This is a genomic window from Dietzia massiliensis (assembly GCF_018390595.1).
Classification (GTDB): Bacteria; Actinomycetota; Actinomycetes; order Mycobacteriales; family Mycobacteriaceae; genus Dietzia; species Dietzia massiliensis.
This window is the reverse complement of record NZ_JAHBAV010000001.1, coordinates 104,375-120,293: the sequence shown is the minus strand read 5'-3', so window position 1 is coordinate 120,293 and position 15,919 is coordinate 104,375. Positions and strand designations below refer to the sequence as shown.

Annotated in this window: 16 protein-coding genes; 15 read left to right on the top strand and 1 reads right to left on the bottom strand. The window is 72.7% G+C overall.

Annotated features, from left to right (window positions below; all coding sequences use genetic code 11):
* Window positions 1–171 precede the first annotated feature (171 nt).
* The 15 genes from KHA85_RS00500 (at window position 172) to secG (ending at window position 14,972) form a co-directional block, all read left to right on the top strand.
* On the top strand, window positions 172–1,512 hold the full coding sequence (locus KHA85_RS00500) for an RsmB/NOP family class I SAM-dependent RNA methyltransferase (RefSeq protein WP_213184419.1): 1,341 nt from the start codon (window positions 172–174) through the stop codon (window positions 1,510–1,512).
* Window positions 1,513–1,536: 24 nt separating this feature from the next.
* Window positions 1,537–2,205 (top strand): ribulose-phosphate 3-epimerase, encoded by a 669-nt coding sequence (gene rpe / locus KHA85_RS00495; RefSeq protein ID WP_213184418.1) that lies wholly within the window; start codon window positions 1,537–1,539, stop codon window positions 2,203–2,205.
* A gap of 2 nt (window positions 2,206–2,207) precedes the next feature.
* Entirely contained in the window at window positions 2,208–3,338 is a 1,131-nt protein-coding gene (gene ribD / locus KHA85_RS00490; protein WP_213184450.1) for a bifunctional diaminohydroxyphosphoribosylaminopyrimidine deaminase/5-amino-6-(5-phosphoribosylamino)uracil reductase RibD, read from the top strand.
* Window positions 3,338–3,961 carry a riboflavin synthase gene (locus KHA85_RS00485; protein WP_213184417.1) on the top strand — a complete coding sequence of 208 codons (624 nt, stop codon included), beginning with the start codon at window positions 3,338–3,340 and terminating at the stop codon, window positions 3,959–3,961. The genes ribD and KHA85_RS00485 overlap by 1 nt, the downstream gene beginning before the upstream one ends.
* Window positions 3,962–4,035: 74 nt before the next feature.
* A complete protein-coding gene (locus tag KHA85_RS00480; protein ID WP_213184416.1) occupies window positions 4,036–5,304 on the top strand; it encodes a bifunctional 3,4-dihydroxy-2-butanone-4-phosphate synthase/GTP cyclohydrolase II in 1,269 nt (422 codons plus the stop codon).
* Window positions 5,301–5,777, top strand: coding sequence for a 6,7-dimethyl-8-ribityllumazine synthase (gene ribH, locus KHA85_RS00475; RefSeq protein ID WP_213184415.1), 477 nt, complete (start codon window positions 5,301–5,303; stop codon window positions 5,775–5,777). Before KHA85_RS00480 ends, ribH begins: the two co-directional genes overlap by 4 nt.
* On the top strand, window positions 5,774–6,247 hold the full coding sequence (locus KHA85_RS00470; RefSeq protein ID WP_213184414.1) for a PH domain-containing protein: 474 nt from the start codon (window positions 5,774–5,776) through the stop codon (window positions 6,245–6,247). The genes ribH and KHA85_RS00470 overlap by 4 nt, the downstream gene beginning before the upstream one ends.
* Window positions 6,248–6,253: 6 nt before the next feature.
* Window positions 6,254–8,395: an excinuclease ABC subunit UvrC gene (gene uvrC / locus KHA85_RS00465; protein WP_082904581.1), complete on the top strand. Its 2,142-nt coding sequence runs from the start codon at window positions 6,254–6,256 to the stop codon at window positions 8,393–8,395.
* A 4-nt stretch (window positions 8,396–8,399) separates the two neighbouring features.
* On the top strand, window positions 8,400–9,278 hold the full coding sequence (gene rapZ / locus KHA85_RS00460; RefSeq protein WP_213184413.1) for an RNase adapter RapZ: 879 nt from the start codon (window positions 8,400–8,402) through the stop codon (window positions 9,276–9,278).
* A gap of 7 nt (window positions 9,279–9,285) precedes the next feature.
* On the top strand, window positions 9,286–10,269 hold the full coding sequence (locus tag KHA85_RS00455; protein WP_213184412.1) for a gluconeogenesis factor YvcK family protein: 984 nt from the start codon (window positions 9,286–9,288) through the stop codon (window positions 10,267–10,269).
* 25 nt (window positions 10,270–10,294) lie between these two features.
* Window positions 10,295–11,278 (top strand): DNA-binding protein WhiA, encoded by a 984-nt coding sequence (gene whiA / locus KHA85_RS00450; protein WP_213184411.1) that lies wholly within the window; start codon window positions 10,295–10,297, stop codon window positions 11,276–11,278.
* A 121-nt stretch (window positions 11,279–11,399) separates the two neighbouring features.
* Window positions 11,400–12,416, top strand: coding sequence for a type I glyceraldehyde-3-phosphate dehydrogenase (gene gap / locus KHA85_RS00445; protein WP_213184410.1), 1,017 nt, complete (start codon window positions 11,400–11,402; stop codon window positions 12,414–12,416).
* A 158-nt stretch (window positions 12,417–12,574) separates the two neighbouring features.
* Window positions 12,575–13,792 (top strand): phosphoglycerate kinase, encoded by a 1,218-nt coding sequence (locus KHA85_RS00440; protein ID WP_007628578.1) that lies wholly within the window; start codon window positions 12,575–12,577, stop codon window positions 13,790–13,792.
* Between the two features lie 31 nt (window positions 13,793–13,823).
* The gene (gene tpiA, locus KHA85_RS00435; RefSeq protein ID WP_213184409.1) at window positions 13,824–14,609 is read left to right on the top strand and encodes a triose-phosphate isomerase; all 786 of its coding nucleotides are present in this window, start codon (window positions 13,824–13,826) and stop codon (window positions 14,607–14,609) included.
* A gap of 129 nt (window positions 14,610–14,738) precedes the next feature.
* A complete protein-coding gene (gene secG / locus KHA85_RS00430) occupies window positions 14,739–14,972 on the top strand; it encodes a preprotein translocase subunit SecG (protein ID WP_007628575.1) in 234 nt (77 codons plus the stop codon).
* 165 nt (window positions 14,973–15,137) lie between these two features.
* On the opposite strand, the gene pgl is transcribed toward secG, so the two are convergent.
* A complete protein-coding gene (pgl, locus tag KHA85_RS00425; RefSeq protein WP_213184408.1) occupies window positions 15,138–15,860 on the bottom strand; it encodes a 6-phosphogluconolactonase in 723 nt (240 codons plus the stop codon).
* Between the last annotated feature and the right edge of the window lie 59 nt (window positions 15,861–15,919).

Here is a 15,919-nt window from a genome sequence, read left to right as displayed (position 1 = left end):
GAAGGTCGCCCCCGGGACACGGGCGCAGGTCGCCCACGGTCGGGCGGCCAGCAACGGTCAGGGGGACCGCGTTCGGGAGCCCGGCAGCGGTCTGGTGACCGGCAGCAGCAAGGAGGCCGGCAGCGGTCGGGTGACCAGCAGCGAGCGCAGCGACGGCCCGACGCGAGGTCCGTGGCCCTGACGGTCATGGCGGCGGTCCGCGAGCGCGCGGCCTACGCCAACCTCACGCTGCCGGCCGAGCTGCGCCGGGCGAAGCTCGACACCCGCGACGCCGCCCTGGCGACCGAGCTGACCTACGGCACGCTCCGCGCGCAGGGGCTCCTCGACCGCATCATCACCCTCGCCTCGTCGCGCCCCGTCGAGGAGATCGACCCGCCGGTGCTCGATCTGATCCGCCTGGGCGCCTACCAGCTGCTGTTCACGCGCATCGGCGCGCACGCGGCCGTCGACACCAGCGTGGAAGCGGCTCGCACCGCGGGGCTCGGCCGCGCAGGTGCGTTCGTCAACGCGGTCCTGCGCAAGATCTCGGCGCGCGACGCGGACGCGTGGGTGGAGGCGCTACGCGACGGCGTGACCGACCCGGTGGCGAGAATGGCCATCGGCACCGCCCACCCGGAGTGGATCGCCCGGGCGTTCGCCGACTCGCTCGGTGCGGCCGCCGGGGAGCTGCCCGAGCTGCTCGCCGCGGACGACGCGCGGCCCAGGGTCCACCTGGCCGCCCGGCCGGGCGCGATCTCCGCCGAAGAGCTCGCGTTGGTCACGGGGGGCCGCGAGGGCGAGCTGTCGCCGTACGCGGTGCACCTCGACTCGGGCGACCCGGTCACGCTCGACGCCGTGCGGGAGGGGCTGGCCGCGGTCCAGGACGAGGGCAGCCAGCTGGTCGCGCTCGCCGCCGCACGCGCGCCACTCGACGGGCCGGACGGCGGACGCTGGCTCGATCTCGCCGCCGGCCCCGGCGGCAAGGCGGTGATGTTGGGCGCGCTCGCGGAGATCGAGGGCGGGACCCTCACCGGCGTCGAGGTGTCGCCGCACCGGGCCGACCTCGTGCGGGAGGCCACACGGGACCTGCCGGTGACGGTGCACACGGCCGACGGGCGGGATCCCGGGCTCGAGCCCGGCTTCGACCGCGTGCTCCTCGACGCACCGTGCTCGGGGTTGGGTGCACTACGTCGTCGCCCGGAGGCGCGCTGGCGCAAAACCGCGGCGGACATCCCGGGACTGGTCGCCCTGCAGCGCGAGCTGCTCGACTCGGCTCTGCGGCTGGTCCGACCGGGGGGTGTGGTGCTGTACGCGACGTGCTCGCCGCACCTGTCGGAGACGGTGTCGGTGGTCCGGGAGGCGGCACGCCGGGACGACGTGGAGACCCTCGACGTGAGGGAGATCCTCGCGGACATCGGCGGCGCGGTCGGCGGCCCGCCCGACGGGTCGGGGGAGGGGCCGTGGGTGCAGCTGTGGCCGCACCGGCACGGCACCGACGCGATGTTCATGGCGGCGCTGCGGCGGACCCGCTGACGCGGCCCGCCTAGACTGGGCGGCATGTCGTACCAGCCGCTCATCGCGCCGTCGATCCTGTCCGCCGACTTCGCCCGACTCGACCGCGAGATCGAGCGCATCCCGTCCGCCGACTGGATCCACGTGGACGTCATGGACGGCCACTTCGTGCCCAACCTGTCGTTCGGCGCGCCGGTCGCCGCTGCGGTCGGCCGGGTGACCGACAAGCCCATGGACTGCCACCTCATGATCGAGAACCCGCTGCGCTGGGTCGGGGGCTACGTCGACGCGGGCGCCGCGAACGTGACCTTCCACCTCGAGGCGGCCGACGACCCGGTGGCGGTGGCGGACCTGCTGCACGTCAAGGGCAGCAGTGCCGGGATCTCGATCAAGCCGGGCACGCCCGCCGAGATGTGCTTCGAGGTGCTCGACCACGTGGACCTGGTCCTCGTGATGAGCGTCGAGCCGGGCTTCGGCGGTCAGAAGTTCATGCCCGAGTCGCTCGACAAGGTCCGCGCCCTGCGTGCCGAGATCGACCGCCGCGGTCTGGACGTCCGCATCCAGATCGACGGTGGGATCGACGCCGACACGATCGGGGAGTGCGCGGCCGCCGGCTGTGACGTGTTCGTGGCCGGCTCGGCCGTCTACGGCGCCCCGGACCCCGACGCGATGATCGGGGACCTGCGCGACCGGGCGCTCGCCGCGCGGGCGTGACCGTGCCCGACGCGACCGGCCCCGAAGCGGTCGCCTCCACGACGACACCGGCGCGCCGCCGGGAGCGGGCCGCCCTCGCCGAGGCGATCGCGCTCTCGCGCGCGGCTCTCGGGGTGAGCACGCCCAACCCCCCGGTCGGCGCGGTGGTGCTCGACGCCGCCGGCGCGGTCGTCGGTCGCGGCGCCACCGAGGCGCCGGGCGGCCGGCACGCCGAGGTGGTCGCCCTGGACGAGGCCGGCGACCGGGCGCGGAGTGGCACGCTCGTCGTGACGTTGGAGCCGTGCGATCACCACGGCCGCACGGGCCCCTGCACCGCGCGGGCCCTGGCCGCGGGCGTCGCGCGCGTGGTGTACGCCGTGTCCGACCCGAACCCCGTGGCGGCCGGCGGTGCCGACACCTTGCGGCGGGCGGGGGTCGACGTGTCCAGGGGCGACGACGACGAGGTCCGCGCCGCCGGGGACGGCCCGCTCCGGGCGTGGCTCCACCGACAGGCCCACGGCCGACCGTTCGTCACCTGGAAGTACGCGGCCAGCCTGGACGGCAGGGTGGCCGCGGCCGACGGGTCGAGCAGGTGGATCACCGGGCCGGTCTCGCGACAGCACGCACACGCGAGGCGGCAGGAGATCGACGCCCTCGTCGTCGGCACCGGGACCCTCACCGCCGACGACCCCGCTCTGACCGCCCGCCTAGACGACGGACGCCCCGCCCCACGCCAGCCCCTCCGGGCGGTGATGGGCCTGTCCGCCGTGCCCGCCGACGCGGCCGTCCGCGGGGACGACGGCCGGTTCCGGCACCTCGCCACCCGGGACCCCGCCGAGGCGCTCGCGATGCTCGGGGACGTGTGTCACGTCCTCGTCGAGGGCGGCCCGCGCCTGGCCGGGGCGTTCCTGGCCGCCGGGCTCGTCGACCAGGTCGACGCCTACATCGCCCCGCTCGTCCTCGGCGGCGGACGGTCGGCCGTCGAGGGGGCCGGCGTCGCCACGCTCGCCGACGCGCACGGTTTCACCGTCCGCGAGACCACCGTCCTCGGCGCCGACGTCCACCTGCGCATGACGGCGCCGACCACCCGACCCGCGCCCGCGGCGCCCGACACCCGGGCGCCCGCCATCGAACCGACGAGAGGACCCCGCTGATGTTCACCGGAATCGTTGAGGAGCTCGGCACGCTCGAGTCGATCGACCGGCGTGGCGACTCCGCGCGACTGCGGATCCGCGGCCCCCTGGTCACCTCCGACGCCGGCCACGGCGACTCGATCGCCGTCAACGGGGTCTGCCTCACCGTCACGGAGTGGGAGACCGGTGCCCACTTCGACGTGGACGTCATGGCCGAGACGCTCGACCGCACCGCGCTCGCCGCCCTCGCGCCCGGCGACCCCGTCAACCTGGAGCGCGCCATGCGCGCCGACGCCCGCTTCGGCGGACACATCGTCCAGGGCCACGTCGACGGCACCGGCCGGGTCGTCAGCCGCGTCGAGCACGAACACTGGCACGTCCTGCGGATCTCCCTGCCTGGCGATCTCGCCCGGTACGTCGTGGAGAAGGGCTCCATCACCGTCTCCGGCACCTCGCTCACCGTCTCGGCGGTGAGCGCGCCCGGCGAGGCCGACGCCTGGTTCGAGGTCTCGCTGATCCCCACCACCCTCGAGGCCACGATCCTCGGTGGTCTGGCCCACGGGGACCCGGTCAACCTCGAGGTGGACGTGCTGGCCAAGTACGTCGAGCGGCTGCTGGACGGACGCGGTGGCGGGTCCCGCTGACCGGATGCGCCATACTTGAGCCCGGACCCGCGGCCGACGCCCGGGCTCGTCAGACACGAGGAGACCCCGCAGCAGTGACCACCTTCGACGGCATCGAGCGAGCCATCGCCGACATCGCGGCGGGACGGGCCGTGGTGGTGGTGGACAGCGAGGACCGCGAGAACGAGGGTGACCTGATCTTCGCCGCCGAGCTCGCCACCCCCGAACTCATGGGATTCCTCGTGCGGTACTCCTCCGGATACGTGTGCGTGGCGCTCGAGGCCGAGGACTGTCTCCGCCTGGACCTGCCGCCGATGCGGGCCATCAACGAGGACCGCCACGACACCGCCTACACCGTGACCGTGGACGCCCGTACCGGCGTGTCCACCGGCATCTCCGCCGCCGACCGCGCCCGCACCGCGCGGCTGCTCGCCGCCGACGACACCGTCCCCGGCGACTTCACCCGCCCCGGCCACGTGGTGCCCCTGCGCGCCCGGCCCGGCGGCGTCCTCACCCGGCCCGGACACACCGAGGCCGCGGTCGACCTGGCCCGCCTGGCCGGACTGCGTCCCGCCGGCGTGATCTGCGAGATCGTCTCCGAGGACGACCCCACGACCATGGCCCGCACCCCCGAGCTGCGGCGCTTCGCCGATGAGCACGGCCTGGCGATGGTGACCATCGAGGCCCTCCAGGCCTGGCGGCGTGCACACGAGGTGCAGGTGGTCCACGAGGCCGCGGCGCGCGTGCCCACCCCCGCCGGCACCCTCACCGCCCACGGCTACCGCGACACCCTCCAGGGCGTCGAGCACGTGGCCATGGTCGCCGGCGACATCTCCGGCGACGAGCCGGTCGCGGTCCGCATCCACTCCGAGTGCCTCACCGGCGACGTCTTCCACTCCCTGCGGTGCGACTGCGGGCCGCAGCTCGACGCCGCGGTCGCCGCCGTATGCGAGGAGGGACGCGGGATCGTCCTCTACATGCGGGGCCACGAGGGCCGGGGGATCGGCCTCGTCCAGAAACTCCGCGCCTACCAGCTCCAGGACTCGGGCCGCGACACCGTCGACGCGAACCTCGACCTGGGCCTGCCCGCCGACGCCCGTGACTTCAGTCTCGCCGCGCAGATGCTGCGCGACCTCGGGGTCACCCGGGTCCGGCTCATGACCAACAACCCCGCCAAGGCCGACGCCCTGCGCGCCGGTGGGGTGGAGGTGGTGGCCAGGGTGCCCATGCCCACCGCGGTGACCCCCGAGAACCTGAGGTACCTGCGCACGAAACGGGACCGTATGGGCCACCTGCTCGAGGGGCTCGACGAGGGGCCGGCCGGCCCGGCCGGCGCCGACGTGGACGGAGAGGATCAGCGATGAGCGGCAGCGGAAGGCCTGAACCGGTCGTCCCCGACGCCCGCGGGCTGCGGCTCGGCGTGGTGGCCTCGACATGGCACCAGGAGATCTGCACCCAGCTCGTGGACCGGGCACTGGCCGTCGCCGAGGCCTCCGGAGCGGCCGTCACCCTCGCTCGCGTCACCGGGGCCGTGGAACTGCCCGTCGTGGCGCAGGAGCTCGCGCGCACCCACGACGCCGTGGTCGCGCTCGGCGTCGTCATCCGGGGCGCCACGCCCCACTTCGACTACGTCTGCCGCTCGGTGACCGACGGCCTCACCCGGATCGCCCTCGACGAGGCCACGCCCGTCGCCCACGGCGTCCTCACCACCGAGGACGAGGACCAGGCCCGCGACCGCGACGGCCACGAGGGCGCAGCGGAGGACAAGGGCGGGGAGGCGGTGGCCGCCGCGCTCGGCGCCGCCATCGCCCTGCGCGAACTGAGGACCATCCGATGAACGGCACCTGGGAGTTCGAGCACACCCCGCGCCGGATGCGCACCACCGTCATCGCGCTGGCGGTGCTCATCGTCATCATCCACGTCGTGTGGGCCGTCATCCTCGTCCGCGGGGACACCGGCGTCACCATCGGCGTCGCCGACCAGCTGGCCTTCGTCGTCACCGGCCTGATCTTCGCCGGCGTCCTGCTCACCCTTCTGCGCATCCGCGTCCGCGCCGGAGAGCAGGGCGTGGAGCTGCGCGGCCCCCTGCGGACCCGGGGGTGGGGCTGGGAGGACATCGTGGGCGTGACCTTCCCCCGCTCGAGCTACTGGCCCCGGCTGGAACTGCCGGCCTATGAACACGCGGGGATCTGGGCGATCCAGTCCTTCGACGGCCGGGACGGCGTCGAGGCCATGTCGCGACTGCGCGAGGTCATCCGCGCTCACAAGCCCTCGGCCGCCGACCCCGAGACCGTCGCCGACCGCTGACGCGCCGTGGCCGACCCGCGTTCCTACCGCCCGGCCCCCGGCTCGATACCCACCGAGCCGGGGGTGTACCGCTTCCGTGACGAGCACGGTCGCGTCATCTACGTGGGCAAGGCCAAGAACCTCCGCAGTCGGCTGAGCTCGTACTTCGCCGATCTGTCACTGCTGCACCCGCGCACCCGGCAGATGGTCACCTCCGCCGCCGGCGTGCAGTGGACCGTCGTCTCGACCGAGGTCGAGGCGCTGCAGCTCGAGTACACGTGGATCAAGAAGTACGACCCGCGGTTCAACGTCCGCTACCGCGACGACAAGACCTACCCGATGCTCGCCGTCACCGTCGGCGAGGAGGTGCCGCGCGCGTTCGTCTACCGCGGCCCCCGCCGGCCCGGCACCCGCTACTTCGGCCCCTACTCCCACGCGTGGGCCATCCGCGACACCCTCGACACACTGCAGCGGGTGTTCCCCGTGCGCTCGTGTTCGGCCGGCGTGTACAAGCGTCAGGCCCAGCTCGGGCGGCCCTGCCTGCTCGGCTACATCGACAAGTGCGCGGCCCCGTGCATCGGCCGGGTCACCCCGGACGAGCACCGGCTGATCGTCAATGAACTCATCGACTTCCTCGCCGGGCGGACCGACGCCATCATGCGGCGCATCGAGAAGCAGATGATGGAGGCCTCCGCCGATCTGGACTTCGAGCGCGCCGCGAGGCTGCGCGACGATCTCGGCGCGATGCGCCGGGCCATGGAGAAGCAGGCCGTCGTGCTGGGCGACGGGACCGACGCCGACGTCGTGGGCGTCGAGGTCGACGAGCTCCAGGTCTCTGTCCAGGTCTTCCACGTCCGCGGCGGACGTATCCGCGGTCAGCGCGGCTGGGTGGTCGAGCACGCGCACGGGATCGACGAGGACGGCGAGTTCGACGCGGCCCGGGCGATCCCCGGCGTGGTCTCGGACTACCTCGCGCAGTTCTACGGCGGGGAGGCGGACCTGGCCGAGGCCGCCGAGTCCGGTGACATCGCCTCCGCCGTGCCCCGCGAGGTGCTGGTACCGGCCCTGCCCGAGGACTCCGACGAGCTCGCCGACTGGCTCTCGGGCCTGCGCGGCTCCCGGGTCTCGCTGCGGGTCCCGCAGCGCGGGGACAAGCGGGCCCTGGCCGAGACGGTCCACCGCAACGCCGTCGAGGCCCTGACCCAGCACAAGCTGCGCCGCAGCGGCGACCTCACCGCGCGCTCCGCCGCCCTGCAGGAGATCCAGGAGACCCTCGAGCTGGACTCCGCGCCGCTGCGCATCGAGTGCGTGGACATCTCGCACACCCAGGGCACGGACGTCATGGCGTCCCTCGTGGTGTTCGAGGACGGCATCCCCCGTAAGAGCGACTACCGCCTGTACCGCATCCGCGACGCCGCGGGGGACGGCCACTCGGACGACGTGGCCAGCATCGCCGAGGTCACCCGCCGACGCTTCCGTCGTCATCACGAGGACCCGGCGCTCACCCCGGACGAGACGGACGGACCGGTCGACGACGAGGCGGGCGACCCGGAGGCGGCCCCGCCCGCCCGCCGGTTCGCCTATCCGCCGCAGCTGTTCGTCGTCGACGGCGGGCGCCCGCAGGTCGAGGCGGCCGCCGAGGTGCTGTCCGAGCTCGGCGTCACCGACGTCCCGGTCATCGGCATCGCCAAGCGACTCGAGGAGATCTGGCTGCCGGGCGAGGAGTACCCGGTGATCTTCCCGCGTCACGGCGAGGGCCTGTTCCTGCTCCAGCGCCTGCGTGACGAGGCCCACCGGTTCGCCATCCGCGCGCACCGGGGCGCGCGCTCCAAGCGGATGACCACCTCCGTACTCGACGACGTCCCCGGACTCGGCCCCGCCCGCCGCGCGGCGCTGGTCGAGAAGTTCCCCACCGTCTCCGCGCTGCGCGCCGCCACCGTCGAGGACCTGTGCACGGTCCCCGGCATCGGTCCCGGCGTCGCGGCGTCGATCCTCGCGACGCTCGGAAACGGCGGGTCGGTCGGTACCGGGCCCGACGACGGGGCCGGGGCGGCGGGGGAGCCGGCGACCGACACCGACACCGATACCGGGCCCGGGGACGCGGACGGCACCGACGTGGAAGACTCGGCGGGGCGGCCCGGGCCGGGCGAGACGAACGACGCGAGGTGACACGATGAACGACGACGGCGACGACCCGGGGCGTGAGCTCCTCCTGATCAGCGGCATGTCGGGAGCCGGCAAGGGGACCGCCTCGAAGGTCCTCGAGGAGTTCGGGTGGTACGTCGTGGACAACCTCCCGCTGCCCTTCGTGGGGGAGTTCCTCGGCCGTTTCGACGACTCGGACGACGAACCCCGCAGGCTCGCGATCGTCGCCGACACGCGCAGCCTCGGCTTCGACGAGCACCTGGGTGAGCTGCTCGAGCTGTTCGCCGGCCGGCAGCGGTCCCGCATCCTGTTCCTGGACGCCTCCGACGAGGCGCTGGTGAACCGGTTCAACAACGTGCGCCGCTCGCACCCCCTGCAGTCCGGCGGCGGGCTCATCGACGGCATAACCAGGGAACGCAGGACCCTCGAGGTCCTGCGCGGACGGGCCGACGTCGTCGTGGACACGACCGCGCTCAGCGTCCACGACCTGCGCCACCGACTGGAGACCCCGTTCGGCGACCTCGGGTTCGACTTCCACCTCACCGTCGAGTCGTTCGGCTTCAAGTACGGCGTCCCGGTGGACGTCGACATGCTCCTCGACATGCGCTTCCTGCCCAACCCGCACTGGATCCCCGAACTCCAGCCCCACACCGGGCGCGACAAGCCCGTGCAGGACTACGTCCTGGCGGACGAGTCCATCGAGGAGTATCTGCGCGCCGCCGTGACGATGATCCGGCTCGCGATGACCGGCTACCGACGCGAGGGCAAGCGGTACATGACCATCGCCGTGGGGTGCACCGGCGGCAAGCACCGCAGCGTGGCCATCTCCGAGTCCCTCGCGGGCCGGTTGACCGGCCTGGACGCGGTCGACGTTCACGTCCGCCACCGCGACCTCGGACGGGAGTGACCCGGCGATGACGGAACCCACGAAGCGGATCCCCTCGCTCGTCGCGCTCGGCGGCGGCCACGGCCTCTCGGCGACCCTGAAGGCCGGTCGGCTCGTCGCCGACCACGTCACCGCGGTGGTCACCGTCGCCGACGACGGGGGCTCCTCGGGACGCCTGCGCCGCGAGCTCGGCATCCTCCCGCCCGGTGACCTGCGCATGGCGCTGTGCGCCCTCGCCGGTGAGGACGACGAGCACGCCCGCCTCACGAGGCTCTTCCAGCACCGCTACGGCGGGACCGGGGCCCTGGCGGGCCACGCCGTCGGCAACCTCGTCTTCGCCGGACTGTGGGAACTCCTCGGCGACCCGATCGAGGCCCTCGACGCGGTCGGGTCGATCCTCGGCGTCACGGGACGGGTCCTGCCCATGTCCCCGGTGGCCCTCGACATCGCGGCCGAGGTCGTCGGTCTCGAGGCCGACCCGAGGGTCGTGCGCACCATCATCGGGCAGGTGGCCGTGGCGACCACGCCGGGCAGCGTCCGACGGGTGCGCCTGATCCCCGACGCCCCGCCCGCCGCGGACGGGGTGGTCGAGGCGATCGACCGGGCAGACCTCGTCGTGCTCGGCCCCGGCTCGTGGTTCACCAGCGTCATCCCCAACGTCCTCGTGCCGGAGATCGCGGCGGCCCTCACGCGGACCGCCGCCACCAAGGCCCTCGTGCTCAACCTCGTCCCGCAGCCGGGGGAGACGGCGGGCTTCTCCGCCGAGCAGCACCTGCACGTCCTGCGCCAGCACGCGCCACGGGTCGATGTCGACGTCCTGCTCGTGGACCCGCGGATGCCGCTCAGCGCCACCGAACGCGAGCACCTCGAGCGCGCGGCGGCCGGGCTGGGTGCCCGCGTGGTGACCGCGGAGATAGCCGAGACCGGCTCGGATGGGACCATGAGGGCTGTCCACGACCCCGCCTCGCTGGCGAGGGCACTCGCCGCCTCGCTGCCGGGGGGCGCGGGGTGATGACCGGAGAACGAAGGAGCAGGGCGTGTCGCTGACCGCACAGGTCAAGTCCGAACTGGTGAGGGTCCCCGTCGGGAACACCGAGACCAGGAGGGCCGAGGTCGCCGCGCTGTTGAGGTTCGCCGGAACGCTCCAGGTCCTCTCCGGCCGGCTCGTCATCGAGGCGGAGGTCGACTCCGGCGAGATCGCCGACCGGCTCGCCGCCGAGCTCGACGCCCTCTTCGCCGTGACCTGCGAGATCCACCCGATCGGGGGCTCGGGCGGCCGGCCCGCCCGCAAATTCGTCCTCCGCGTCATCGACCGGGGTGCCGACCTCGCGCGCCAGCTGGGGCTCATCGACAACGCCGGGCGGGCCGTCCGCGGGCTCCCCGCGGCCGTGGTCGGCGGGTCCGTCGCGGCGGCCGAGGCCGCGTGGCGGGGGGCGTTCCTCGCGCACGGGTCGCTCACCAAGCCCGGTCGCTCGTCGGCGCTCGAGGTGACCGCCCCCGGGGCGGAGGCGGCGATGGCGCTCGTGGGTACCGCGCGCCGACTCGGCGTCACCGCCAAGGCGCGCGAGGTGCGGGGAGGGGACCGTGTCGTCATCCGCGACGCGGAGGCGATCGGGGTCCTGCTCGCCCGCCTCGGGGCCACGTCGACCAGGGACATCTGGGAGGAGCGTCGTTCGCGAGGCGAGGTCCGCGCCACCGCCAACCGCTTGGCGAACTTCGACGACGCCAACCTCCGTCGGTCCGCCCGCGCAGCCGTCGCCGCCGCCGCCCGCGTCCAGCGGGCGCTGGAGATCCTCGCCGAGGACGTCCCGGACCACCTGCTCGCGGCCGGCGAGCTCCGCGTCCAGCACCGCCAGTCCTCGTTGGAGGAACTCGGACAGCTCGCCGATCCGCCGATGACCAAGGACGCCGTCGCCGGGCGCATCCGGAGGCTGCTGTCGATGGCGGACCGCAAGGCCGCCGAGCTCGGCATCCCGGACACCGAGTCCGTGGTGACCGAGGACATGCTCGACGACGCCTGATCGACCCCCAGAACACCCTGCACGGGGCCGGGCACCGGCGGGTAGTCTGGGTCACGTCCCCGGGCCCCACCCGGCCCCGGTGACGTCCAGCGTTCTCGCACCACCAATAAGGAGACATCACGTGACCGTGCGCGTAGGCATCAACGGATTCGGACGTATCGGCCGCAACTTCTACCGCGCGGTGGAGGCTCTCAAGGCCGAGGGCAAGACGGACATCGAGATCGTGGCCGTCAACGACCTGACCACGAACGACATGCTCGCTCACCTCCTCAAGTACGACTCGATCCTCGGTCGCCTCGGCAAGGACGTCACCTACGACGACAGCTCGATCACGGTCGGCGGGACCAAGATCGGCGCGCTCGCCGTCAAGGAGGGCCCCGCCTCCGTCCCGTGGGGTGACTACGGCGTCGACGTCGTCGTCGAGTCCACCGGCATCTTCACCTCGGCCGAGAAGGCCCGCGGCCACCTCGAGGGCGGCGCCAAGAAGGTCATCATCTCGGCCCCCGCGTCGGACGAGGACATCACCATCGTGATGGGTGTCAACGACGACAAGTACGACGGCTCGCAGACGATCATCTCGAACGCCTCCTGCACCACCAACTGCCTCGCGCCCGTGGCCAAGGTCCTGTCCGACGAGTTCGGCATCGTCAAGGGCCTCATGACCACGATCCACGCGTACACCCAGGACCAGAACCTGCAGGACGCGCCCCACAAGGACCCGCGTCGTGCCCGCGCCGCCGCGCTGAACATGGTCCCGACCTCCACCGGTGCCGCCAAGGCCGTCTCCCTGGTGCTGCCCGAGCTCAAGGGCAAGTTCGACGGCTACGCCGTGCGCGTCCCGCTGCCCACCGGCTCCCTGACCGACCTCACCGTCGAGCTCGAGAAGAAGGCCTCGGTCGACGAGGTCAACGCCGCGGTCAAGGCCGCCGCCGAGGGCCCGATGAAGGGCATCCTCAAGTACACCGAGGACCCGATCGTCTCCTCTGACATCGTCACCGATCCGCACTCGTCGATCTTCGACGCGCCGCTGACCAAGGCGATCGACGGCCAGATCAAGATCGCCTCCTGGTACGACAACGAGTGGGGCTACTCCAACCGCCTCGCCGACCTCATCGGCCTGGTCGGCAAGTCGCTCTGAGAGCCTTCAGGGCCTGACGACACCCGTACCACCACCGGGCCCGGTCCGGGGACGCCGCGAGCGTCCCGGCCGGGCCCGGCGCACATCGACCGGCGCCGCACGGTCAGCCCACCCACCCGGTGACCCACCGACAGTTCTTCCGACAGGAGTTCCACCACATGGCCGTGAGCACGCTCTCCGACCTGCTCGACGCCGGCGTAGAGGGCCGCAAGATCCTCGTCCGCTGCGACCTCAACGTCCCGCTCGACGGGAAGACCATCACCGACGCCGGTCGCATCACCGCCTCGCTGCCCACGCTCAACGCGCTCCTCGACGCGGGCGCGGCACTAGTGATCACCGCCCATCTCGGCCGCCCCAAGGGCGAGGCCGATCCCGAGTTCTCCCTCGCGCCCGTGGCGGAAAAGCTGGGCGACGAGCTGGGACGGTACGTCCAGCTCGCCGGTGACGTGGTGGGCCCGGACGCGCGCGAGCGGGCCAACGGCCTGACCGACGGCGACGTCCTGCTGGTCGAGAACGTCCGCTTCGATCCCCGCGAGACGAGCAAGGACGAGTCGGAGCGCGCCGCGTTCGCCGCGGAACTCGCGAGCCTGGTGGGCGAGGACGGCGCGTTCGTCTCCAACGGCTTCGGCGTGGTCCACCGCGCCCAGGCCTCCGTCTACGACGTCGCCAAGCTCCTGCCGGCCTACGCGGGCGACCTCGTGCAGAGCGAGGTCGACGTGCTCGCCGACCTCACCGGTGACCCGAAGCGTCCGTACGCGGTGGTCCTCGGTGGATCCAAGGTCTCGGACAAGCTCGCCGTGATCGAGGCGCTGGCGCCGAAGGTCGACACCCTCGTCATCGGCGGCGGCATGTGCTTCACCTTCCTCGCCGCGCAGGGTCACGGCGTGGGCTCCTCGCTGCTGCAGGAGGAGATGATCGACACCTGCAAGGACCTGTTGGCCAAGTACGGCGACGTCATCACGCTTCCCGTGGACGTCGTCGCCGCCGACGGTTTCGCCGCCGACGCCCCTCACACCACGGTCCCGGCCGACGCGATCCCCGAGGGCAAGATGGGCCTCGACATCGGCCCCGAGTCGGTCGCCGCCTTCGCCGAGAAGCTCACCTCGGCCAAGACCGTGTTCTGGAACGGGCCGATGGGCGTGTTCGAGTTCGAGGCCTTCTCCGCCGGCACCCGCGGCGTCGCCGAGGCGATCATCACCGCGACCTCCGCCGGCGCGTTCTCCGTCGTCGGCGGCGGCGACTCGGCGGCCGCCGTGCGCACCCTGGGGCTCGGCGAGGAGAACTTCTCCCACATCTCCACCGGCGGCGGCGCCTCGCTGGAGTACCTGGAGGGCAAGGAACTGCCCGGCGTCACCGCCCTCGAGCGCGGCAACTGACCCGGACACCCAGGAACCACAAGGAGAGAACATGGCACGCACCCCGCTCATCGCCGGCAACTGGAAGATGAACCTCAACCACCTCGAGGCGATCGCGCTCGTGCAGAAGGTCGCCTTCTCCCTCCCGGAGAAGTACCTCGAGAAGGTCGACGTGGCGTTCATCCCGCCGTTCACCGACATCCGCGGCGTCCAGATCGTCATCGAGGGAGACAAGCTGGGCTTCGCCTACGGCGCCCAGGACGTCTCGGTTCACGAGTCCGGCGCCTACACCGGTGAGATCTCGGCCTCCATGCTCGCGAAGCTCGGCTGCACCTATGTCGTCGTGGGCCACTCCGAGCGCCGCGACTACCACGCCGAGACCGATGAACTGGTGGCGGCCAAGGCCGCAGCCGCCCACCGTCACGGCCTGACCCCGATCGTCTGCGTGGGGGAGAAGCTCGAGGTCCGCGAGGCCGGTGACCACGTGGACTTCGTGGTGAACCAGCTCAAGGGTTCACTGGAGGGTCTGACGACCGCGCAGTTGGCCTCCACGGTCATCGCGTACGAGCCGGTGTGGGCGATCGGAACCGGCAAGACCGCCTCCGCCGCCGACGCGCAGGAGGTGTGCGCGGCGATCCGTTCGGCGCTGGCCGAGCTCGCCGACGCCGAGACGGCCGAGTCGATGCGCGTGCTGTACGGCGGCAGCGTCAACGCCTCGAACGTCGGCGAGCTGCTCGAGCAGTCCGACGTCGACGGCGGTCTGGTGGGCGGGGCGTCGCTCAAGCCCGACGAGTTCGCTCAGCTGTGCGCGATCGCCGCCGGCGGCCCGCTGCCCTGATCCGTTCCAGCCCCCGGCGGGTCGGGCCCTCGTCGGCCCGGCACGCCGGGATCAACCGCGGACGCCCGACCGGGTAGTCTGTAGCGGTCGCACCCGACCGCCCGACCTGACGTGAGGCACGATCCCTACATGAAGCTCGCCCTGGATATCTTCCTCATCATCACCAGCCTGCTGCTGATGCTGTTCATCCTGCTGCACCGCGGCAAGGGCGGCGGCCTGTCCTCGCTGTTCGGTGGCGGTGTCCAGTCGAGCCTGTCGGGCTCGAGCGTCGTCGAGCGCAACCTCGACCGGGTCACCGTGGTCGTCGCGGTCCTCTGGGTGATCGCGATCATCGCCGTCGGCCTGCTCGTCCGCTTCGGCTGATCCCCGCTCGGGGCCCATACGCGCGAAACGGGGTGCGCGCTCTCCCATGAGGGAGGGCGCGCACCCCGCTTCGTCGTACCGGGTGATCCGACGTGGCGCCGGGCCGACTCCGTGGCGCCGGGCCGACGAGCAGTGCCGGGCCGGCTCTGCGGCGCAGGGCCGGCGTCAGCTCACCAGCGAGGCGGCGGGCCCATCGAGGTGGTAGGTCGTGGACTCGGTGCCGACGGCCCCGGCGACCGGCCAGTCCGCCGGATCGGCGCCACCCAGACCCTTCGCGACCGCCTCGGCCTTCCCGTCTCCGGTGGCCACGACGATGACATGCCGGGACCTGCGCACCGCCGGCAGCGTGAACGTGAGTCGCTCCGGCGGCGGCTTCGGACAGTCGCGGACGCCCACCGCCAGCCGGTCGGTCTCGGCGATCGCCGGGGTGTGCGGGAAGAGGGAGTCGATGTGTCCCTCCGGCCCCATCCCGAGGAGGGTCACGTCGAACAACGGCTCGTCGCCACCGGGCAGGTTCACCTCGGCGAGGAACGCCTCCGCAGCGGCGTCGACGTCGTCGAACTCGTCGCCGCGAGCCGGCCAGCGATGGACGGTCGCCCGGTCGCCGATGGCATCGAGCAGGGCCTCGGCGAGCTGTCCGTCGTTGCGCTCGGGGTGATCGGCCGGGACGAAGCGCTCATCCCCGAGGAAGATCGTGACCCGACTCCAGTCGACCTCGGTCCCGGCGAGGGCGGCGGCCGTCTTCACGCCCACCGAACCACCGGTCAGGGAGAGGGTCGCCCGGCCGGACGCGGCGATGCGTTCGTTGAGGTGCCCGGCCGCGGCGAGTGCGGCGGCCTCAGCGAGGGACTCCGCGTCCTCATGGACGAGATGACGGCTGACTGACATCGACGCTCCTGTCGTGATGGTGGGGTGATAACGGACGCGGGCGCCGGCCTTTGCCGACC